The sequence below is a fragment of the Vibrio chemaguriensis genome (assembly GCF_012275705.1).
GTDB classification, from domain to species: domain Bacteria; phylum Pseudomonadota; class Gammaproteobacteria; order Enterobacterales; family Vibrionaceae; genus Vibrio; species Vibrio diabolicus.
Genome location: NZ_SHOE01000001.1, coordinates 243,572 through 266,566, shown reverse-complemented (window position 1 = coordinate 266,566; position 22,995 = coordinate 243,572). Strand labels below are relative to the sequence as shown.

Sequence of the window (22,995 nt, the reverse complement as noted above, 5' to 3'; positions counted from 1 at the left end):
GCGCTTATCTAAAGGGCAAAACTGCCCGCGAGTGTCGAAAGTATCAAGTTCCAACCATCGACCAATACGAACAGCATCAACTTGAACGGCAACGAAACAATCATTGGTGACAACATCATCATACCCATTGCCATCAGTACCGACGCTACCACGAGGTCAATAATCAAAAACGGCAAGAAGAGCATAAAACCAATTTGGAATGCAGTTTTTAACTCCGAGGTGATGAACGCCGGAATCAACACCGCCATCGACACATCTTCTGGATTCTCGACTTGCTCTCCTGACATGGTTACAAACGTCTCCAAGTCTTTGATTCGGGTCTGTTTAAGCATGAACGCTTTCATTGGTGCTTGTGCAGCATCAAACGCTTCTCTCGCAGTGACTTGCTCATTCAAATAAGGCTGAACGGCTTTATCGTTGATTTCGTTCAGGACGGGAGACATAACAAAGAAGGTCAAAAACAGCGCTATACCAATGATGACCTGATTAGACGGCGTTTGTTGCAAACCCATTGCCTGACGCAATATCGACATCACCACCACAATTCGAGTAAACGACGTCATTAAAATCACCATGGCTGGCAAGAAGCCAAGCATGGTCATTAACGCTAAAATTTGCAGTGTAACCGAGTAATCTTCACTGCCATCTGGGTTCGTGGTCATGGTAAACGCAGGGATGCCACCACCACTAGAAACGGACATAGCACGACTGGCGCCAGTATCACTTTGCATCGCCTGAACAGTGACGCTACTTCCATCGGCTAAGTTACCTGGCAGGGCTGACTCCTCTGCCTCAGCAAACGAAAATGAAGAAAACAGCACGCCGACGAAAAGCAACAACGTGCTCAGGAGCAAACGAATCGGGTTACCCTTTGTCATGTTTTTTGATCAGTTGGCTAAATTGAGTCGCAAAAGCATTGGTCGCCAACTCTTCCTCTTTCAGTGGCTTATCTAACTTGGCTAACATTTGGATTGATTGGCTGGTAATTCCAACCAAAAACTGCTCTTCACCCACTTGAACTACGGCGATTCTTTCTTTGGTGCCCACTGGCAACTGACTCACAATACGCAAGCCTTTTTGTTGTCCCATCGCAGGCACTTGCATACGTTTAAGTAGCCAAGCCAACAAAAGAATCACACCGATCACAAGCACAAGCGAGCCCAGGGTCGTCGCAAGATCCAGATTATTTGGTGCGGCAGCAAATGCATAAGGAGCACTCAGCATTAAGCTCAGTGCTCCAGTGATTTGCTTCAATCGCGTTTTGATTGAGCGGCTCATCTTAACGTAGCTTCTTAATTCGTTCAGTTTGGCTGATCACATCCGTCAAACGGATACCAAACTTATCGTTCACGACCACGACTTCGCCATGCGCAATCAGTGTACCGTTGACTAATACGTCCAATGACTCGCCCGCTAGACGATCCAACTCAACAACCGAACCTTGGTTCAACTGCAATAAGTTCCGAATGCTGATTTGTGAACGACCGACTTCCATCGAAATCGTCACCGGAATATCCATGATGGTGTCGAGTTTACGACGCTCATCTTCGGTAATTGGGCTTGAAGTGTCTTTTAGCTCTTCCAGTGGCGCGGCCAATACTTCATCTACATCAACAGAAGGTGCAGACGGGTCTTCGCCAAGAGCGGCTGCCCATTCATCTGCTAGCTTTTGATCGTCACTTGGTTCCATTTTTCTATCCTGTGTTAAGCCTTATTTAATGCCAAAGCATGTCTGTTCAATAAGGTATCTTAATCGTCTATATCGTCTTCATTCTCAAGCTCAGACATGATGTCTTTGCCCAAGAAAGCTAAATCTGTTTTGACTACATGTGGGCGCTCAATTTCCTCAGAAATTTGCACCGCTAATTTGTCTTCCGAACGGCCCATTTTTACGCGATAGGTCGGCAGGTCTTCCACAAACATTGTCGCATGTTCTGGCATTTCAATCGGGATGATGTCACCCGGTTGCAATTCCATGAGGTCACGCAAAGAGATGTCTTTTTCAAGCAAGTTAACGCGGAAGTTAACCGGACAATCCATAATCTCTTCACGTAATGCTGAGCTCCAACGGACGTCTGTCTCCATCTTGTCGGACTGAACACCTGCATCCAACAGCTCACGGATCGGCTCTACCATGGAGTAAGGCATAACAACATGAAAATCGCCGCCGCCGCCATCGACCTCAATGTGGAAAGAACTCACGACAATCACTTCTGTCGGGCTGACAATGTTAGCCATACTTGGGTTTACTTCAGAGTCGAGATATTCGAACTCCACCCCCATCACTGGCGACCACGCTTCTTTGTAGTCTTCAAATACAATCTTCAGCAGCAGCTGAATGATGCGGCGTTCCGTTGGGGTAAATTCGCGCCCTTCGATTTTGGCATGGAATCGACCATCCCCACCAAAGAAGTTTTCTACCAGAATAAAGACTAAGCGAGCCTCCATGGTGATCAACGCTGTACCTTTTAACGGACGAAAACGCACCATGTTCAAACTGGTTGGCACGTACAATGTGTTTTGGTATTCGCCAAACTTCATCATCTGCACGCCATTGATCGACACTTCTGCCGTTTTACGCAGCATATTAAACAGACTAATACGCATGTGTCGTGCAAAGCGCTCGTTGATAAGTTCGAGCGTCGGCATTCGACCACGTACAATCCTGTCTTGCGACGAGAAATCAAAATTGACGGCACCTTCGTTGTCGTTTTCTATCGGTTCATCGACGTCATCAACATCGTCAACCCCGTGCAATAGCGCATCAATTTCGTCTTGGCTTAATAGATCGGTCACGTTTTACCTATTGAATAACAAAATCTGTAAACAGTACTTTTTCAATCACTGGCTTACCGACCGCAGCGTTTAGCGCTGCTTTGATATCTTCGGAAGCACGATCGCGCAATTCCACTCGTCCCGTTGGAGAACGCAACTGATCAACCGTCGCCGAAGCAAACGTTGATAACAAAGAGCTCTCAATTAGTGGCGAATGGTACCGCGCCAACTCTTCATTCTCTGCGCCGCGAACCATTAACTGCGCTTTAATTTGTACCAGTCTGTCGCGACGGTCCCCAGTAACGTTAAATACAAATGCCTGAGGAAGATTCACGTAGGCAATGGGCGAGGCATCTGATGCCTTCGCTTGAACCTGTTGAGACGCTTCAGCCTGAGCTGGTTCATCAGAGCCCATGAGAAAGAATGCTGCTGCACCACCGCCAAGTAGCAATACCACAACAGCGATTATGATGATAAGTAACTTACCTTTTCCTTTCGGCGCATCGGCCCCTTGTAGCTGTTCTTCTGCCATTGTTGTCTCTTATTATTCTTTTAGGTTACCGAGATGCTTGAGAAAGTCGTTTGGTAACCTTGTATTATTGCCTTTAAACGGCCTGTTATGCGTAAAAGCTAATTCCATCACGCTTTGAAGCCACATTCAAATCCAGATTGACGTCAGCATCAAAGCTCTCTTCTGGTTGTCCAGAAAAACCGCTGCCTTGAGCGCTTTGACCATGTTGCTCAGCAGTATACCTACCTTGCTGCTGCCCACTGTTTTGTTGCTGAACAGAAGAATCAGCCAATTGCATGCCCTGCTGCGCCAACATCTCTCTCAAGCGAGGAAGCGTCTGTTCAATGATGTCACGCGCTTGCGGGTTGTTCACCGTAAAATGCACATTAGCTACATCGTTGTTCATCGTCATACGAATTTGCATACGACCTAATTCTGGTGGATCAAGACGAATATCGAGGTTTTTTAGGTTCTTCGACATCATCATTTGCACTTTTTCCGCCACTTGCTCATTGGCCAACTCTTTGGTCAGTTGCAACGGAAGCTGAGCTTGCTGCGCAGCATCAATACGCGCTTGTTGCTGCACGTTTGTTCCTTGTTGACCCGCCATCGCCTGAAGCTGCCCTGCTAAACCATGTTGAAGTTCTGGTTTATCTTGCTTATCCGCTGTCGCTTTAAGTGCACCAGCAGTCAATGCGGCATTCACAACTTTCTGGTTAACCTCTCCGTCCTTTACGCCTTGAAGCGCCGTCGGCAAATGAGCGGCGGCCAACGCATCTGGCATCGGAGATAATGCGACTTTATCTGTACTCTGAACAGCTTGTGGCTGAGCTGATTGAGGCGCAAAACTAAGGGCTTGCTGAGACATCCCCATAGGTGTAGCCTGGCGAGCCAAATGATGTTGTACTTGCTGCTCGGCGAGAACCTGTTTAACGTCAGTAGGAAGCGCAACAAACTGGGCAAGATCTTGCTCAGGAATATCGGCAATGACCGTCCCTTTTTTCAACCCTTCTATGATCTCTGTTTCTTGCTGAGTCAGTGGTTTTCCCTGCGCCAGTTTGGTATCTATGAGTTCGAGTTCATCCAAGGAAACACGCTGAAGCGCATCAATTTTAGAGCCATCCAAACCCACCTCCAGTGGCGATAGTTCATTGGCAACGTCACCACTGACCATGCCCTTCTCGGTTGGGTGACTGACTTGTTTAGCCATACCTTGCCAAGTAGCAAACTCAGACGAGAGCTTATCGACATCTATAGGTTGACCATTCTTATCTAAAATTGGCTCTAAGCCTTGCCCAGCCATTGCCTGCACTTGTTCAAGCGATTGAGCTAATGGCATGTCATTCAAAGCAAGTTCATCAATGTCTGTTGTTTGCCCGTTGAACGAGTGTTCTAAACCCGCTCGTTGAGGCAAAACTTTGCCACTATCGATGGATGCATTATTCGCTTTCAAGGTTTGATTCGCTTGTTCAATACGACCAAGCAGCTGTTGTCCTTCACCCATCGCGCTTTTTGCGCCATTAGCAGCTGAAGGGGCGTTCGAGAGTGAACCGACTTTCTCAGTGACATCAGCATCATTTTGCGAGTGCGCGCCTTGTTTGGCTTCCAGTAGGCTTGCTTCATCACTTTGAATGGTGTTCGCATGCTCTGTCAGCATGTCGCCAGAGCGGCTTTGCTCTTGAATAGCAGTGTCTTGGCTTTCTTGCGCCAGCAACTCTTCGGTATCGTTACTGCTCGCTTGAGCCACATCTGTGACCGCTTCTTGGCTATCAGCTTCGCCAGACGAAAGCTTGTTAATCTCGGCACTGTTTTGTTCTTCACCATTTAGTGATTTCGTTGCTACTTTTTCTGACTTTTGTGAACCTGAAAACGCATCCGTCAAGGTTTCTAAAAATCCCTTGTTCTCCGCGTTTTCTGTAGGTGCTTGTGCGGCAGAGTCAGACACTGACGTCTTGCTCGTCGCAGAAACATTGGACAAATTCACATTCATATAGAAATTCTCATTATCAGCAGCTTCGAGCGCTAGGCCGCTGCTAAATTGCACACGGTGGCAAATTTAGGTTATTGGGGTGATCATCTACAAAGATATCTGCAAAAATTACGCCAATAACAAGCTCATTGCTGCAGTGACAAAACGAGTGTCATAAGTGGAAGCAACATCAACTTTTAAACATTAAAAAGGCTTCGCTCGACGGCTGTAAAGCAACGTTGAAAACTCGTCCATTTGCTTTTGTTCCCGTTTGGCTTCAGCAAGCTGTTTCTCTTTCTCACGCTTTTCGATCATCCACTCATAGGATTTGCGTTCTTTGCGTACTGTTAACCAGTACTCTTGACAGTTTTCTACCTGTTCTTTGAAATGACTTTCTGCTTGTTTCTGCTTAGATAACGTTTCGTCTAGCTGAGTGAGAAAGCGATTTAAATGCCCATATTCGCTTGCCGTTAAGCCAACCTGGCCACGGTCGATAAGCTGTTGGCAATAATCAAGGCGATACTTTTCGATTTGCTCAACCTGACGGTAATAATCTTCAAGTTCAGAGCGCGCTTTGTTCAGCGCAAGTACGGCTTGATCTTCACGCTCTTTAGTCTGCTCAAGTAGGAACTCCATCGCATTGTTCATGCGCTATCACCCGCCTAAAATGTTTCTAAGCATGTTGACGCACATATCGTATGGCACCGATTCTTTCATGCTCTGCTGTAAGTATTCGTCTAACTTTGGCTTCAATGTAAACGCGCCATCGATAGCAGGATCGGTGCCCGGCTTGTACGCCCCAATCGAGACCAAATCTTGGTTCTTGCGGCAAATCGACAAGACCTGACGTACCGCTTTCGACATCAGAACATGTTCTTCAGTGGTGATTTGCGGCATAACACGGCTAACCGACTTTTCGACGTCAATCGCAGGATAATGGCCTGCATCCGCCATTTCACGGGACAGCACAATGTGACCATCAAGAATTGCCCGCGATGCATCCGCAATCGGGTCTTGTAAATCATCGCCCTCGGTCAACACGGTAAAGAACGCCGTAATTGAGCCTTGTTCGGCGCTTCCGTTACCCGCACGCTCAACCAAAGCAGGTAGCTTGGCGAACACAGATGGCGGATAGCCTTTTGTCGCTGGCGGCTCACCAACAGAAAGGGCGATTTCACGCTGTGCTTGCGCAAAACGCGTCAAGGAATCCATCAATAACAGAACGTCCAAACCTTGATCGCGAAAGTACTCGGCAATGGTTAAGGCGGTTTGACAGCCTTTCAAACGCATCAATGGTGAAGCATCGGCAGGCGCAGCCACCACGACCGAGCGACGTCGTCCATCCTCACCTAAAATCTCTTCGATAAACTCTTTAACTTCGCGTCCACGCTCACCTATCAGACCAACCACAACAACTTGTGCGGTTGTACCTCGCGTCATCATGCCAAGCGTGACCGATTTACCCACACCAGAGCCGGCAAACAGACCGATACGCTGACCTTTACCTACCGTCAATAATCCGTTAATCGCTTTCAAGCCCACATCAAGTGGCTCTGAAATTGGCTTTCGAGCCAGCGGGTTGATTGGCTCAGCATTAAAAGAGGCGCGATGATCGGTATACAACGGGCCAAGTCCATCAAGCGGATTACCAACCCCGTCAATCACGCGACCAAGCAACTCCATGCCAACAGGCAAGCCAGCGTCACTGGTTAATGGCGTCACTCTAGCGCCAGGCAAAATGCCCGTAATTTGCTCGCTTGGCATCAAAAATAGGTTATCACCTGAAAAACCGACGACCTCGGCTTCCATCTGACCGGACATGGTTTCCACTAAGCATAAACTGCCAATTGGCGCGCGACAGCCTGTCGCTTCCAACGTTAACCCAACCACTCGAACCAGTTTGCCAGAGGCAACTGGGCGCGTCGTTAAGCCTTCAACTTTGTAGTTTCTTAAACGGTCAGCCAATGCTTGCATGGATTATTCACCCTCTTGATGACGGTTTGCACCACAAAAACTGTGCAACACGCTTTTGACGCGCTCTTCCATACGGTAGTTAATGCTTGATTCACCTGCCTCAATCTGGACGTCGCCTCGATTGAGTGATGGCTCAGCAACCAACGTCCAGTTGCGGCAATCAAGGTCTTCTTCGCCGTAAGCTGAGCGAATAATCGCAACGTCTTCTGGATTCAGGTGCAAGGTAATGGGATGACCTGATATTGGCAGCGCTTCAACCGACTGCTTAACCGTGTCCAAAATAATTTGAGGGTTGGTTTGTACTTCGACATGCACGACTTCTTTTACTAAACAGAGCACCATGTCTACCAGCTGCTTTTCAACCTGAGCATTCATTAGCTCTAACGGCTGAGCAAACTGGTTCGCTAAGTTCATAAAGGTTTCAACTTGCTGCTGAATATATTCTTGACCTGCGGTCACGCCTTCGGCTTTTCCAAGCTCCAGCCCTTCAGCATGGCCCGCTTGCAGGCCTTCTTCTTTGCCTTTGTCGTAACCTTGCTTAAAGCCTGCTTCTTGACCTTGATACAAACCTTCCTGATAAGCGCCTTGCTTGATCAGCTCTATCTGCTCTTCGGTTAGCTCAAGTGCTTGCTCTTCTTCTGGTTCTTCAAGATTCGGTACCCAACCCGGGTCATAGTTAAACGCGGTTTGTTTTGCTTGCTTGGCTTTGGGCTCACCGTAATCAGGCAACCCCCAACGTTGTGGTTCGATCATCGAATCATCTTCATCAGGACGGATAAATCCACGTTTTCTTTCGCCAGCCATGGGTTACCTATTATGTATTCGATTAAGAAGTGAGGGTGCTCCGCAATAGGATAATCGCGGAGCAATAGAGATTATAAGAACTCGTCCGCACCGCCAGACAACATGAGTTCGCCTGCATCGGCCATGCGACGAGCGATCGCCAGGATTTCTTTCTGTGCCGCTTCGACATCCGCCACGCGAACTGGCGGCATCGCTTCGATGTCATCACGCATCATCTCAGCCGCTCGTTTCGACATGTTCTTAAATACCTTCTCACGCAGAGAATCGTCGGCACCTTTAAGTGCTTTTTGCAACACGTCTTGTGGTACATCACGCAGCAGTTTCTGAATACCTTGGTCGTCTACTTCGACTAAGTTTTCGAAGACAAACATCAAGTCTTGAATTTGCGTCGCCATGTCTTCGTCTTGATCGCGAATCTGTTCCATCAACAAACCTTCAACGTTGTTGTCTAGATAGTTCATGATCTCCGCTGCCGCTTTCAGGCCGCCAATCTTGGCTGCTTGAGCGCCAGCTTGACCCGCGAACTGTTTCTCCATGATTTCGTTCAGCTCTGCCAGTGCCGATGGCTGAACTTCTTCAAGGTTGGCAATACGCATCATCAGATCCAAACGCACGCGCTCAGGGAACTGAGACAAAATCTCCGCGGATTGGTCTGCTTCTAAATAAGACAATACGATGGTTTGGATCTGCGGGTGTTCGTTGACAATGATGCTCGCCACTTGTCGTGGGTCCATCCATTTCAGCGAATCCAAGCCTTTTGACCCCGTACCAAGTAGGATCTGATCAACCAAGTTGTTGGCTTTGTCTTCACCAAGAGCCGCCACCAGCGCATTACGCATGAAGTCTTCGCTGCCCATGCCGATGTTGGTGTATTTCTGGATGTCCTCCAAAAACGCACGGTGAACGGCTGACACCTTGTCTTGGCTGAGATCTTTCGCCTTAGCCATCGCACTACCCACACGCTGGACCTGTTTTGGCTCTAGGTGACGAATAATGCCAGCGGCATCTTGTTCATTGAGGCTCAGTAGCAAAATTGCTGCTTTTTCTTCGCCAGTAATGGTTGAGACATCCAGCTCAACTGGCATTCCCGCGGCGTTGTCATCTTGAGGTACGATATCGTTAGCCATTGTCATTCATCCAGTTTTTCACTACTTGAGCAGCCAGTTCAGGTTCATTCGCGACCAGAGCGCGAACCGCTTTCAATACATCTTCATCTTTATGAAGGTTTGGCAAATCAATACTTGAACCAAACTCAAACAGTTCGCTGCTTTCAATGTCGCTGCCAATCAGGCTAGTTTCACCATCCGCGCCAATCGGCAAGCCGTCTGGTCCGTACATTTCGTCTTCGTCATCACTTGTAGGGTTAAGCAACTTCTTCATTGCTGGGCGAACCAATACCAATACGACAACGATGATCACCAATGCACTTGCGAACCAACGAACCCAGTCACTAAAGTTAGGGTGCTCCCAAATTGGTGGTTCTTCCAGCTGTTCAGCCTCAGGCTCTGCAAACTTCACACTCAGTACATTCAACAAATCACCACGGCCTTGGTCAAAACCAACCGTACCAATTAAGACTTGGCGAATAGCATTAATTTCCGATTCGGACATAGGGGTATAGGTCACTTCTCCCGTATCTGGGTTGACCTGACGACGGTCCTTAATCGCAACAGAAACTGTCTGACGAGCAACCGTCCCCGTCTGCTTACGCTCATGGCTGATGGTGGTATCAAGCTCAAAGTTACGCGTGGATTCTTTACGCACCGAACCCTGTCCCATGACAGAACCGTCTTTCATCTGAGCCACATCTTGCGGAATAGAGGCATCCGCTGGAGGCTGATTACTTAACGCCCCCGGAATACCCGCTACCATATTGCCGTTATTGTAATCCTCTAATGCGTACTCACTGCGGGTTGCAGGGGTATTGGGATCAAAGCGTTTGCGAGTTTGTTCAACCGCGCTGAAATCCATTTGGATATCGACCTGCGCCGTGTAGTTGCCATAACCTAAAATAGGTAATAGCACTGAATCAATTTTTTCACGCAGCGCCTGTTCCTGACTACGCTCTAATTCTTGCTCTTTGCGTCGCGCTGCAGAAGCAGGGTCTTGAGAGCCTGAACTGAGCAAACGGCCATGCTGATCTGTGACGGTAATTCGGGAGGTTTTCATTCCCGGAACGGCACTCGCCACCATGTCTACGATAGAATCAACTTCTTGCTGTTTGAGGTTCGTACCAGTCGACAGTGTCAAAAATACGGACGCTGATGCTTCTTGGTTATGACGCACAAAAACACTGTGCTTTGGTAGCGCCAATAAGACTCGCGCTTTACGAACTTGCTTCATTTCCTCAATCGCTTGAGCCAATTGACGTTCTCGACTGAGTTTAAGGCGCTCTTGCTCTAAACGTTGTGATACGCCAAAGCCCATATCTTGCAGCAAAATATCATCGCCCGCCTCTGTGGCTTGGTTTACGCCCGAGCGAACCATGCCAAGTTTGATCGAGTTGTATTCGCTCGATTCAACAGAAATGGTATTACCATCAAGCTTGTAATTGATTTTTTGCTGGTCCAGATAATCCAAAACGGGGATCAACTCTTCGGTCTCATACGCTCCAAGCGGGCGCATCTCCGGCTCTTTGACCCAAAAGAACAGCATCACGATCAATGCAACACAGATGGAGATTGACAGCACAAGTACAACTTGACGAAGTAAATCAAGGTCACCCACTGCCATATCAAATTTTGACGCACTGCGCTCCTCTAGATCTGGATTTTGACTCTCCACATCTACGTCGGAACTTGCTACCAGTGCACCATCTGAGCCGCCTTCAGTGACGGTTAAATCTGTAGACTTGTCTGCCACACTTATTACCTAAATTACACTGGCATGTTCATGAGGTCTTTATACGCCTCAACGAGTTTATTGCGAATTTGAACCGTCGCATCAAAAGCGACACTAGACTTGTTACGAGCAATCATAACGTCAGAAAGGGAAACATCGGCATCACCACGATCAAAACGGGTTTGTAAATCACCGGATGCTTTTTGAAGTGTGTTCACGTTATTGATGGCTTTAGTTAGGAGATCATTAAAATCTGCTCCAACTTTCGCCCCACTTGCAGTAGGAGCAGTATTGGTTGCTTCTACCATCATGGCGCGCATTTCTGCCTGAATACCATCAACTTTCATTAGCACCTCTAAGCCAAAAGATTGACTATTAACAAAACTGATTATTAACACAGCAATTAACGTGCCATAAGACATTAGTTAGCGGTTTGCTTACACTTTTTGTCTTATGGCGATTGCACATGTTAATTTGGGATATCTATACCAGCATCACGCATTTTGGCAAGTTTGTAGCGCAAGGTTCGTGGGCTTATGCCCAGTTTCTCCGCCATTTCTTTGCGTCGGCCGTTACACTCCACCAAGGTTTCCAAAATAATGGCGTATTCTTGGTCACGCAGCTCGCTGCCCAAGCCCTCCCCGCCAGATACCGGACGGTTCACACTCTCAGGTTGAGCGACTGGCTTAACATTAGGTACAACCATCTCTGCATTTTGAACCACATGCTGCAAGCTGTTGGCATCTTGCCAATCCACCCCTTCTAGTAAGATGTGCTCAGCGTCGATATCACCATTCTCACTTAAGATAAGAGCTCGTTGCACCACGTTATCCAGCTCACGAACGTTACCTGGCCAAGGGTATTGCAGCAGTTTTTCTACCGCAACGGCTGAAAATTGAGGCACTGGCATCCCCATCTTGCTGCAATGACGCTCAGCAAGATGCTTGGCAAGTGGCGCAATATCGCCTTTGCGTTCGTTCAGTGCTGGCCACGCAATTGGGAACACATTCAGGCGGTAGTATAAATCTTCACGGAAGTTGCCTTCTGAGACGTACTGCTTGAGATCACGGTTACTGGTCGCAAGCACGCGTACATCCAGCTTGATGCTCTTACGACTGCCAAGGCGCTCCACTTCACGCTCTTGCAAAACACGTAATAGTTTCGCTTGCAGGTTTAAGTCCATTTCGCTGATTTCATCCAGCAAGATTGTGCCGCCTTGCGCTTGTTCAAACTTACCCGGACACGCTTGAACCGCGCCAGTGAACGCGCCTTTCTCATAACCAAATAGTGTCGCTTCCAGCATGTTGTCTGGAATCGCCGCACAGTTGATCGCAACGAATGGACCATCTTTACGGTTTGATGCGTTGTGAATATAACGCGACATCACTTCTTTACCTGAGCCACTCGGACCTAGCACCATAACATTCGCATCTGTACGTGCCACTTTATCGGCCAAAGCAAGTAGACGCAGACTTTTTTCATCTGCCACGATCGCGTCACCATTGTCATCGCTTTTGATCGGTGCGTATCGACTGACCATGTTCAGCAATACTTCTGGTGCAAATGGTTTCGCCATGTAGTCAATCGCGCCGTCTTTCATTGCCGACACGGCATCTTCAATGTTGGCGTACGCCGTCATTAACAGTACTGGTAAGTTAGGCCAATTCTGCTTGATGTTTTTGAGCAGAGCCAATCCGCCCATACCTGCCATTTGCACGTCAGAAACGACGATATCGACAGTATTCGATTTGAGTTTTAGTAGTGCGTCTTCCGCACAGTCAGCTTCTAACCACTCATACCCTGCCAGAGCCAGAGTATCCACTAGGGCTTCACGAAGACCTTCATCGTCTTCTACGATCAGCACTTTGCTTTGCGCCATTCTGATTCTCCAGTAATTGTTATTACCAGAAGCTGCTTACTGCGCTTCTGGTTGCACTCGCTCTAGCGGAATGCACATGGTAAAGCAGGCTCCATCACCCTGCTCTGAAATAAGTTCCAATCGACCGTCATGGGCACGGCAAACCATTTGAACAACAGCCAGCCCTAACCCGGTTCCTTGAGAACGCGTGGTAAAAAATGGCTCCATAATTTTGGCTTGTAGTTCTTCAGGTACACCCGGTCCGCTGTCTTGCACTGAAATGCGCAACTCGCCATTTACCGGGCGGAAAAAAATATCGACTTGCGACTCTTTACCAGACATCTGAATCGCATTCATGACAAGGTTGCTCAACGCGGATGCAATCGCATTCGCATTGCCTAGCAACTCAGTTTGTTCTTCTTCCACTTCTAGGCAGTAATCAATACCGTTATTTTTTAGCGCGGTTTCGACCATCGGCTGATATTCCGCCACCAACTGAGCAATCGTAAATGGCTTAATGACTTTATTATCACCACCTTTAGCAAAAAGCAGCATATCATTAACCTGCTTTTCCAAATCGTGCAGTCGATCCATTAATTTGGTTTGAAAGCGATCCCTTGTCGCTGGTGGAAGGTTTGGCGCTCCCAAATTGGATGCATATAGCATAGCGCTCGATAGCGGCGTTCTTACCTGATGAGCAAGCGACGCTACCATACGCCCTAACGAAGACAAGCGTTGTAAATCACTCACACGAGCTTGAAGTAAGCGAGTTTCGGTTAAATCGGTAATCAGGATCAATTGACCTGTCGTAGAAGCCGAAATGGCTAATCGAACTTTACGACCATTCCGCAGGGAAACTTCGTGACCATCATCCTCACGAGGATCAAACACCGCCTGAATAATGTTGAACCATTTTTCATTAACCAGTGGAATCTCAAGAATTCGGTGCGCCTCTGGGTTTGCTTCACGCACTATGCCGTACGTGTCGAGCAGAATCACTCCGGCAGGCATCACATCAAGCACCTGCTTATAGCGCTCAACCTGATTTTCTACGGAATCTAAATGGGATTGGTTGGTGTTGTTATCCATTACTGCCTGTCGAAATATCGCCGCTAAAACTAAAATAGCTTGGTAAGCAATTAGCGTACCAAGCTATTTTTTATATTTATCATGACGTTAAGTCATCGACAATAAGTTGACACCCTCAGATAACGGTTTTTGGTGTCAGAAAAACGATGCTAAATAGCCCAAATGATTTAGATATCGTCTTAAATCTCAACGTTACCTAGCGTTGTAAGTTGTACTTACGCATTTTTTCCACCAACGTTGTGCGTCGCATACCCAGCATATCAGCGGCTCGTGCCACGACCCCACCTTGTGCTTCTAACGCTTGGCTGATCATATTAACTTCTAAATCAGCCAACAGCTCTTTCAGATTTACACCTTCAGGCGGCAGCGCTTGCGGAGCGTTCATGCTGTGGTCAAGATCGTCTTGATCATCAAAGCTAAAGTCTTCTGAGAAGATGTCTTGGAACACATCACGCTCTTGTTCTTCAACCGAAATAAACGGATTACTTTCTGGTTGGAACTCCGGAATATCACTGTAGCGATATTTGGTTGGTAAGTGATTTACATCGACCAAGCTATTTGGGTACAGAATGATCATTCGCTCAACAAGGTTGGCTAACTCACGCACGTTACCCGGCCAGTTGTGCTCCATCAATGAATTGATCGCACGAGGGGTAAAACAGATAGGCTGGCCACCCTCCGCTTCCAGACGCGTCATCAACTCTTGCAGCAGCAATGGAATATCTTGTTTGCGCTCTTTCAGCGCAGGCATCTCGATTGGAAACACGTTCAAACGATAGAACAAGTCTTCTCGGAACGTGCCTTCTTCAATCATACTTTCTAGATTACGGTGTGTTGCCGCGACAACTCGAACATTGACCTTGATGGTGCTATTGCCACCCACACGTTCGAAACAGCGCTCTTGTAATACGCGAAGTAGCTTCACTTGCATCGACATCGGCATATCGCCAATCTCATCAAGAAAGATCGTGCCACCGTCTGCGAGCTCAAATCGACCTTTACGTGCCGTTAACGCACCAGTAAACGCGCCTTTTTCGTGGCCAAACAATTCACTTTCTAGAAGCTCCGGTGGAATGGCACCACAGTTAATGGGCACAAAGGCACCACTGCTGTACGACGAATGATAGTGAATGTTACGCGCAACGACTTCTTTACCGGTACCAGATTCACCCAAGATCAACACGTTTGCCTCAGTGTCTGAGACTTGCTCGATCAGGTGACGAACTTCTTGAATACCTCTGCTTTGACCAACTAAGCTGCGAAAAAGCGTGTTTTTTCGTGCACTGGCAACGACATTGACCCCTTTTCGACCCAGAAAATCTTTGCAGTGGCGTAACGCCTCACTAAGCTGTGGGTAATTAAGAGGTAGTTCTAGCTCACCTACAAAATTTGGAAGATCATCCACGGGCAACGGAAATCGGCCCATGACTAAAAGTGGGATGTGGTAGGCGCTGTTTAAATGAGAGATAACCGTATTCGCCGCTTGACCTGCTGGAATGTTACCAACAATACAGCACGACCATACGCTAGACCAATCAACATCGCTGAGCTGATCAGAACTGACCGCTTCGCAATTTTCTCCAACAAATTCCAATATATTGCTTAAATTTAAACGACTTGATGCGTCATCATCAATTACAAGCAGCTTTGCCAAACCTTGCATAAGTAAGAATGATTGCCTTTATTTTAGGTGCGTTGCGGCCAAACCTTGATTTGCGCAATTGGGTGCTAAAAGAAGGCAGAACCACCACACTCAATTTACGATAGACAAAATAGGAAAATCAGCAACAAAAAAAGCCATTAGGGCTACTAATGGCTTCTATTTTATTTGAATATAAAAATAAGGCAACCAAGCAATAAAGAGGTGTGAGCTTGATAGAAACTTTGCTACACAACTCGTTGCGCAATTGACAAATATATTCCTCTAATATCTTAACGCGTTGTTTTGGTTATTAAATACCGACTTCAGCTGCTGTAAGATTATGAAACTCTGTAGGGATTTGGTCCCAAGCGGATTTGATCTCACGGATAATGTCGATAACGTCGTCGATCAGTTGAGGATCATTTTGATGGTTAGCAGCTGAAATTTGCGTGATCATAAACTCATAGAGTGAATCTAAGTTTGAAGCAATATCACCACCGTCATCCATAGATAGACAGCTACGTAGCGCAATGATGATGTCTAGCGCTTTACCTAAACGCTCACCTTTTGCTGGAATATTGCCTGCTTGCATGGCCGCTTTACCTTGAATAAGGCGCTCAATCGCACCAGCCATAAGCATTTGAATGACTTTGTGCGGAGAAGCCGCGCTTAGCTGGCTGTCGACTGATACCTTTTTGTATGCTTGCAAAGAACCGCGCATAGTAATCCTCTTTTAAATAAATTTTTTGTACTGCTGAAGCGAACGCTGGCCATAACGAAACTTATGAAGTTCTTTTCCGACCTTTGACGTTTCCGATTGCATCAGCTCGACAATTCTTTTGGTACGAGTAAGCAACGCTTGCCACTCTGCATCCTGCTTAACCAAAGGATTTTGATGAATAATTGGTAACAGGTTCTGCAATAACCGTTCCCTGATATCGACCAAGCGAAGAATTTCTTCAGTATTAAAGTCGACTTTTTCCAATTCTTGCGTAATTAGTTGATCTATATCACTAATATCTATGAGTTCTTTTTGCATTTATTAACCCAGCGCACTCATTAAGGCACCTAACTGACCTTGCATTTTGCCAGTCGCATCTTGCATGGCGGTAAACTTCGCGTGAGTGCGCTTTTCTAGGCTTTCCATGCGGCGATCTAATGCCGCTTGATCATCACTCAAACGATAATTTTGTTCTGTGAGACTTTTTTCTCGAGTACGAATGCTGCCTGTAATGCCTGTAATACCATGAATCGCGTCTTCGACTCGTTTAGCAAAACCTGTGTTGCCACCGAAGAACTTTTCTAGCTCGTTGAAGTTGTTGTTCAACTGACGATCCAACATGTCATAGTTGATTTCTAAGGTACCTTGACGCGTGGTAGTAATGCCAAATTCAGTTAATGACTTTAGGTTTTCAGGCGCTTTATCAATTTGAGTGGAAAATACCGATTTTAATCGTGAGTCTGCGCTGCGTACGGTACTGTCACCCGACAACGGTCCTTTTTGACCAGTGACCGGATCCACACTCGCCAACGCTTGAGACGTTTGATAAAACGAGTTGTACGCCGCAACAAAGTTTTCGATGTCGTTACGCACACTCTGACGGTCGTATTCCACGCCAATTTCAGCAGGCGGCTTGTTCGGTTCTGATTTGCCTTTAAGTGTTAAATCAACACCTTCTATGGCATCTTCAATCACATTGTTGTGACTAGATAGCTTTGCTACTCCATCAAGCAGAACTTCTGAATCTTGCCCTGCTTGTACCTCTGTCATACCAAGGTATTCTTCAAAAGCAGATTGCGCTTTTGCGATTTTCGCTTCTGCTTCATCAATTTTTTCTAAACGTTCACGCTCTTGAGGATCCAGCTTAGCGCGATGAATTTGTTTCGCTTGCTCTTCGGTCAATTCACCACGTTCAACTTTTGCGTCTAGCGCTTGTTTTTCACTCGCAATTTTTTGCTCAATTTCAGCTTTTTCTTGCTCAAGAAGCTGCTTGGCCTCTTTCGTCGTAACGTAAGAGTCGGTTAATGTGCCTGATGCCGCATTGCTCCAACCCGGAACATCTGGTGCCTTCTCTATTGCTTTCTCGTCGAGTTCTAGCTCTGGCTCTTCATAAGAATCCAGCAAAGTGCCTGACGCAGTTTCTGTCCACCCTGGAATTCGGTCTTCAGGGCGCAAACTCGCGCGTCGGTTGGCTTCATCAATCGCTTCCTGCCCAGCTTTAGCGGCTTCTGCACCCGCAGCAGAGATTGGCTCTTGGGAGCCATCATCTTGTCCATTTTCTGCCGCTTTTTGCTCTTCTGGAGGTAGAGGATTGCCGTTTGCATCCAGTTCTACTGGTTGCTCTGGGAATTGAAGAGGACCTAACACTTCTTCCGCCGCTGAACGAGCTTCTTCAAGCGCGTTAACACGGTCTTCAAGTGTTTGATATTCGAAATACTTTAGAGGGTTGCCTTTGTCGGCCTCCACACTGACTCTGATTTGATGATCCTTACCAGAGAGATTTGAGGCAAGGATAAGGCGTGGTCCTTCAACGTCGTTAATGAGAGATGCTCGAACACCGGGGTTGTCTTTTGAGCCATTGATGCCGCGTACGACATCTGCGAGCTTGGAGCTCGAACGAACGTTCACGTTGAAGGTGTCATCACCAAGCGAAATCTGCAGCTTACCAGGGCCAAACTTTGCGTCTTCTGGCAGTACGTCAGAAGCGACTTTGTGGCTCTGGGCAAGCTGCAACACATCGATAGCATATTTGCCAGCGATAGCATCTGTAGTTGCAGTAGCAGATACGATATTGTCGTCTGTCGTTTCAACAGTACGAACGGCAAACGCTTTCTCTTGACGAAAGTTCGCCATGAGATTTTTCATCGTATCCAGTGATTCTCTGAGTCGCCCGTAGGCACTGATACTGGCATTAATTGTCGTGCGCTCGTTGTCAATGCGTTGCTGCTTTGGTACGCGTTCGGCATCCACAATTTTGCTGACCATGGAATTGATATCCATGCCGCCAGACATCCCCAAAGGGCCTAAACTCATCAAATCACCTCTAAAAACGACTTACACTTTTTCAGTCAACAACCCGCTGTTGGCTGTGTGCTCAGCTAGGCGACGCAATACCACTAGCATTTCTTCATCAGGAATTTGACGAATCACGTCGCCCGTTTTGGCTTCGTAAATCGTCACCACATCTCTCCCGGATTCCTCATCCACTCGAAACGCGACTCCTTTGTTTATGGATGTCACAAACTCATTCATTTGCGCGACCAATTTTTCACGTTCTTCTTTGTTCAGCTCTTGACGGCTTTCTGCCATCTCGATCGCTGCTTGAACAGAGAAGTCGTATTCGGTGTCTTTCGCTTTTTGCGGCGAAACCTCACCATTTGAATTTGCTGGGCTAGACGTGCCTATATCATTGCCATTTTTATTTGCAAACTTTGTGCCACTTGGCGTGCCGTAAGGCTGGATGTTCGATGCGTAGGAGGATATATCCATTACAATCTCCCTTCCACCTTATGGGCTAACGATAGAATCTATCGCTTTGGTGCCCCAGCACTAAGGTGTTTACCTCAGGCTGGGTCAACCACTTAGCCCAACAAGCTTAGCGCTGCAGATGGAGACTGCTTCGCTTGAGCCAGGATTGAAGTACTTGCTTGCTGAAGAATTTGCGACTTAGTCATCGCAGTGGTTTCTTTCGCGTAATCAGTATCTTTAATACGGCTGTTAGACGCATTAACGTTCTCGTTAATGTTGTCTAGGTTGCTGATTGCGTGGTTGAAGCGGTTTTGGAAAGCACCAAGTGACGCGCGTTGGCTGTCTACTGACTTAAGCGCACCGTCGATAACAGCCACGGCTTCTTGAGAGCCTGCTACTGTTGTTACGTCGATGTCTTTCACTGTTACGTCTTTCGGGCCGCCAAAGCCGATCTCGTCCGCTAGGTTGCCAGAGAACTCAACATCACCTTGAACTTTTTGAGAAGAAGCAAATACTTGTAGCTTGCCATCTTCACCAACAGACGCTTTTACATCATCGTTTTGACCGTTAATGTACGTTGCTAGCTGCTCAATGTCGTCGCCTTGTTTTGCGCTGATCGATAGCTCTTTCTCTTCACCTTGTTTGTTGGTGTAGCTCATTTTGAACTCAGTTTTCTCACCAACAGTCCAAGATGCATCTTTACCCTCTTCTGCTGCGTAGCTCTTGCCACCCATTGCAGAAGTGTCTGAGCGCAAGCTACCCATAGAAAGCATCACTGCTTCACCTGAATCTGCACCGATTTGGAAAGATTGCGTACCGTATGTACCGTTCAGCAACTTGTTACCACCGAAAGAGGTAGTTTCAGCAATACGGTTTAGCTCGTCATTTAGCGCTGTTACTTCTTCTTGGATCGCAACACGTTCTGCTTTTGAGTTAGAACCGTTCGCAGATTGAAGCGATAGGTCACGCATACGTTGTAGGATGTTGGTAGATTCATTCATTGCACCTTCAGCAACCTGTGCAATAGAAATACCGTCGTTTGCGTTTTTCACCGCCATGTCTAGGCCACGGCTTTGTGCATTCAAGCGGTTTGAAATCTGTAGACCTGCAGCATCGTCTTTCGCGCTATTGATTTTATAACCCGAAGACAAACGCTCCATTGATTTTTGTTGACCGTCAGCTGCCTGGTTTAGGTAACGCTGTGCAGTCATCGCAGAAACGTTAGTATTAACGTTAATCGCCATAATTGATCTCCTTAAGGCTTTAGTGAATGTACCGTCGTGTCTCTCACCTCACTTAGGTACATCTCATTTCTCTCAGTCCCTTTAACGGCGACCGATGAATATCCTTTAGAAGAAATTTTCAATTTTTTGCGATTATTTTCTTTGGCTTACTGAAATGTGATGAAGCTCTAATGTCGTGATTCGCAGAAATCCTGAGTCCCCAAAAGACAGAAAAAAACCCAGCCGAAGCTGGGTTTACTCGCTCATCTCTCACCACGAGCCAATGAGGTTCTCGTCTTAGGTTTGAAATTAACCTAGCAGACTTAGCGCTGAGTTTGGCGCTTGTTTCGCTTGCGCAAGGATTGAGCTTGACGCTTGCGATAGAATTTGTGACTTGGTCATTTGAGTCGTTTCTTTCGCGAAGTCAGTATCTTTGATACGGCTCTTCGACGCGTTCACATTCTCGTTAATGTTGTCCAAGTTGCTGATTGCATGGTTGAAACGGTTCTGGAATGCACCCAGTTCTGCGCGGTGGCTGTCTACGTATTTCAGTGCCGCATCGATGATAGCCACAGATTCCTGTGCGCCACCAACTGAGGTTACGTCGATAGTATCTACCGTTACTTTTTTACCTTCGCCCAAACCTAGCTCGCCAGATAGGCCGCCTGAAAACTCGACTTCGCCTTCGACTTTGTTGTTGCCAGCAAAGATTTGCAGTTTACCGTCTTGGTCTACTGATGCTTTCACTAGGTCAGTTTGACCGTTAATGTAAGTCGCAAGCTCTTCGATATCGTCACCTGCTTTTGCGCTGATGTTGATTTCTTGCTCTTGACCATAGCTGTCCGTTAAGTTGATTTTTAGGTCGTTCTTACCTTCAGCAACGTTCCAGTCTTTACCTTTACCACTTTCAGCTTGGTAGCTCACACCGCCCATCATTTTGTTGTCTGAACGCATGTCTTTTAGCTCAAGCATCACGGCTTCACCGTTATCCGCACCGATTTGGAACGATTTCGCACCATGTGTGCCGTTTAGTAGCTTGTTACCACCGAAAGACGTGGTTTCTGCGATACGGTTTAGTTCGTCGTTTAGCGCGGTCACTTCTTCTTGAATCGCCACACGCTCTGATTTCGAGTTTGAGCCGTTTGCTGATTGTAGAGACAAATCACGCATACGTTGAAGAATGTTAGTGGTCTCGTTCATTGCACCTTCAGCGGTTTGTGCAATTGAGATACCGTCGTTCGCGTTGCGAACCGCCACATCCAGGCCACGGCTTTGTACGTTCAAACGGTTCGAGATTTGTAGACCCGCAGCGTCATCTTTTGCGCTGTTGATTTTGAAACCCGAAGACAAACGCTCCATAGAAGTTTGTTGAGCTGAGTTTGCGTTGTTTAGGTAACGCTGAGCGGTCATCGCTGATACGTTAGTGTTTACATTCACTGCCATGGTGATTTCTCCAATTGATTTTCCGGTATAGCGGTTTCCGACGTCTCGGAAAACCAAGTAGTTCTCTCAAAGTTACTTTTATTAACGGCGCTCAAACTGATTTCTTTAGGGAATTCTTTGGATTTTTTTGAAAAAAATTCATTTGGAGAAGGAATCGTGATGAAGCAGATAAAAAAGCAAAAAAACGTCAAACTTTCGCTAAAGCTTCTTTTCGAGCTGTCGATACAGGCAGGTTTTGCGTTAAATTCGAGCGAGGTCGATCATTAGCCAAGTAAGGTTAATGCTAGGTTTGGCGCTTGTTTTGCTTGTGCAAGAATAGAAGTACTGACCTGCTGCAAGATCTGCTGCTTCACCATTTGCGTGGTTTCTTTCGCGTAGTCAGTGTCTTGGATACGACTGTTGGAAGCGGCTAAGTTTTCGTGGATGTTATCCAGATTATTGATCGCGTGATTAAAGCGGTTTTGATACGCGCCTAACTCAGCACGATGGCTATCAACGTACTTCATCGCAGTATCTAGGACGGCCACGGCTTGTTGCGCACCACCGACAGACGTAATGTCGATGTTATCAACCGCATCGTAACCTTTTAGCTGTAACCCCAGTTCACTCGCTAAGTCACCTGAAAACGATAAAGTGCCTGAAGTTTCTTCTCCTGCCATAAATAGCTGTAACTGACCTTCTTCATTCACCGATGCCGTGACTTTGTCAGTTTGACCATTGATATAAGTCGCAAGCTCTTCGATATCATCGCCAGCTTTGGCATTAATTTGAATGGTTTCCGTCTCACCAAAACGATTCGTAAATGACATACTAAGATCATTCGCACCGTCTTTTACTTTCCAATCAGAGCTTGCACGTCCGTTTGCAATGTAACTAAAGCCGCCCATATCAATGCCATCACTGCGCATCGACTTTAATTCAACTTGCACAGCTTCACCTGACGCTGCACCGATTTGAAATGCCGACTTACCAAAGCTGCCATTGAGCAGTTTACGCCCACCAAAGGAGGTCGTTTCGGCAATGCGGTTTAGCTCATCGTTAAGTGCCGTCACTTCTTCTTGCAGTGCAGTGCGTTCCGCTTTGCTGTTTGAACCATTGGCTGACTGTAGCGACAAATCACGCATACGTTGCATGATATTAGTCACCTCATTCATCGCGCCTTCCGCAGTTTGCATAATGGAAATGCCGTCATTCGCGTTGCGAACCGCAACATCTAAACCACGCATTTGTGATTGCAAGCGGTTGGAGATTTGCAGACCCGCAGCGTCATCCTTTGCGCTGTTAATACGCTTCCCTGAAGACAAACGCTCCATGGATTGATTCAGCATATCCGTTGCACTGGTCAAATGACGTTGTGCGACAAGTGCTGCAACATTGGTATTAACGGTGATAGCCAA

At 46.9% G+C, this 22,995-nt stretch carries 22 protein-coding genes; all 22 read right to left on the bottom strand.

Annotated features, from left to right (window positions below):
• Positions 1-8: 8 nt before the first annotated feature.
• Positions 9-878 (bottom strand): flagellar type III secretion system pore protein FliP, encoded by an 870-nt coding sequence (fliP, locus tag EX191_RS01225; RefSeq protein ID WP_054868353.1) that lies wholly within the window; start codon positions 876-878, stop codon positions 9-11.
• Positions 865-1,278 carry a flagellar biosynthetic protein FliO gene (gene fliO / locus EX191_RS01220; protein WP_193447000.1) on the bottom strand — a complete coding sequence of 138 codons (414 nt, stop codon included), beginning with the start codon at positions 1,276-1,278 and terminating at the stop codon, positions 865-867. Before fliO ends, fliP begins: the two co-directional genes overlap by 14 nt.
• Before the next feature lies 1 nt (position 1,279).
• The gene (gene fliN / locus EX191_RS01215) at positions 1,280-1,690 is read right to left on the bottom strand and encodes a flagellar motor switch protein FliN (RefSeq protein ID WP_012841530.1); all 411 of its coding nucleotides are present in this window, start codon (positions 1,688-1,690) and stop codon (positions 1,280-1,282) included.
• Between the two features lie 59 nt (positions 1,691-1,749).
• Positions 1,750-2,796, bottom strand: coding sequence for a flagellar motor switch protein FliM (gene fliM, locus EX191_RS01210; protein WP_006741703.1), 1,047 nt, complete (start codon positions 2,794-2,796; stop codon positions 1,750-1,752).
• Positions 2,797-2,803: 7 nt separating this feature from the next.
• On the bottom strand, positions 2,804-3,307 hold the full coding sequence (fliL, locus tag EX191_RS01205) for a flagellar basal body-associated protein FliL (protein WP_012841529.1): 504 nt from the start codon (positions 3,305-3,307) through the stop codon (positions 2,804-2,806).
• 85 nt (positions 3,308-3,392) lie between these two features.
• A complete protein-coding gene (locus EX191_RS01200) occupies positions 3,393-5,276 on the bottom strand; it encodes a flagellar hook-length control protein FliK (RefSeq protein WP_193446999.1) in 1,884 nt (627 codons plus the stop codon).
• 183 nt (positions 5,277-5,459) lie between these two features.
• Positions 5,460-5,903: a flagellar export protein FliJ gene (gene fliJ, locus EX191_RS01195; protein ID WP_182034840.1), complete on the bottom strand. Its 444-nt coding sequence runs from the start codon at positions 5,901-5,903 to the stop codon at positions 5,460-5,462.
• Positions 5,904-5,909: 6 nt separating this feature from the next.
• Entirely contained in the window at positions 5,910-7,229 is a 1,320-nt protein-coding gene (gene fliI, locus EX191_RS01190) for a flagellar protein export ATPase FliI (protein WP_006741701.1), read from the bottom strand.
• Between the two features lie 3 nt (positions 7,230-7,232).
• Entirely contained in the window at positions 7,233-8,033 is an 801-nt protein-coding gene (fliH, locus tag EX191_RS01185; RefSeq protein ID WP_006741700.1) for a flagellar assembly protein FliH, read from the bottom strand.
• Positions 8,034-8,104: 71 nt separating this feature from the next.
• Entirely contained in the window at positions 8,105-9,160 is a 1,056-nt protein-coding gene (fliG, locus tag EX191_RS01180) for a flagellar motor switch protein FliG (RefSeq protein WP_012841526.1), read from the bottom strand.
• Entirely contained in the window at positions 9,153-10,895 is a 1,743-nt protein-coding gene (fliF, locus tag EX191_RS01175; protein WP_006741698.1) for a flagellar basal-body MS-ring/collar protein FliF, read from the bottom strand. The genes fliG and fliF overlap by 8 nt, the downstream gene beginning before the upstream one ends.
• A gap of 14 nt (positions 10,896-10,909) precedes the next feature.
• Positions 10,910-11,221: a flagellar hook-basal body complex protein FliE gene (gene fliE / locus EX191_RS01170; RefSeq protein WP_012841525.1), complete on the bottom strand. Its 312-nt coding sequence runs from the start codon at positions 11,219-11,221 to the stop codon at positions 10,910-10,912.
• 122 nt (positions 11,222-11,343) lie between these two features.
• Positions 11,344-12,753, bottom strand: coding sequence for a sigma-54-dependent transcriptional regulator (locus EX191_RS01165; RefSeq protein WP_193446998.1), 1,410 nt, complete (start codon positions 12,751-12,753; stop codon positions 11,344-11,346).
• A 36-nt stretch (positions 12,754-12,789) separates the two neighbouring features.
• The gene (locus EX191_RS01160; protein ID WP_046875535.1) at positions 12,790-13,821 is read right to left on the bottom strand and encodes a sensor histidine kinase; all 1,032 of its coding nucleotides are present in this window, start codon (positions 13,819-13,821) and stop codon (positions 12,790-12,792) included.
• 196 nt (positions 13,822-14,017) lie between these two features.
• Entirely contained in the window at positions 14,018-15,484 is a 1,467-nt protein-coding gene (locus EX191_RS01155) for a sigma-54 dependent transcriptional regulator (protein ID WP_006741695.1), read from the bottom strand.
• 289 nt (positions 15,485-15,773) lie between these two features.
• Positions 15,774-16,184, bottom strand: coding sequence for a flagellar export chaperone FliS (fliS, locus tag EX191_RS01150; protein ID WP_012841524.1), 411 nt, complete (start codon positions 16,182-16,184; stop codon positions 15,774-15,776).
• Between the two features lie 12 nt (positions 16,185-16,196).
• Positions 16,197-16,502, bottom strand: a complete 306-nt coding sequence (locus EX191_RS01145) for a flagellar protein FliT (protein ID WP_152811792.1) — start codon at positions 16,500-16,502, stop codon at positions 16,197-16,199.
• Between the two features lie 3 nt (positions 16,503-16,505).
• Positions 16,506-18,497, bottom strand: coding sequence for a flagellar filament capping protein FliD (gene fliD, locus EX191_RS01140; RefSeq protein ID WP_006741694.1), 1,992 nt, complete (start codon positions 18,495-18,497; stop codon positions 16,506-16,508).
• Between the two features lie 21 nt (positions 18,498-18,518).
• Positions 18,519-18,953: a flagellar protein FlaG gene (flaG, locus tag EX191_RS01135; protein WP_047008849.1), complete on the bottom strand. Its 435-nt coding sequence runs from the start codon at positions 18,951-18,953 to the stop codon at positions 18,519-18,521.
• 92 nt (positions 18,954-19,045) lie between these two features.
• On the bottom strand, positions 19,046-20,176 hold the full coding sequence (locus EX191_RS01130; RefSeq protein WP_006741693.1) for a flagellin: 1,131 nt from the start codon (positions 20,174-20,176) through the stop codon (positions 19,046-19,048).
• A 288-nt stretch (positions 20,177-20,464) separates the two neighbouring features.
• A complete protein-coding gene (locus EX191_RS01125; protein WP_005393103.1) occupies positions 20,465-21,598 on the bottom strand; it encodes a flagellin in 1,134 nt (377 codons plus the stop codon).
• 263 nt (positions 21,599-21,861) lie between these two features.
• On the bottom strand, positions 21,862-22,995 hold the full coding sequence (locus EX191_RS01120) for a flagellin (protein WP_046875529.1): 1,134 nt from the start codon (positions 22,993-22,995) through the stop codon (positions 21,862-21,864).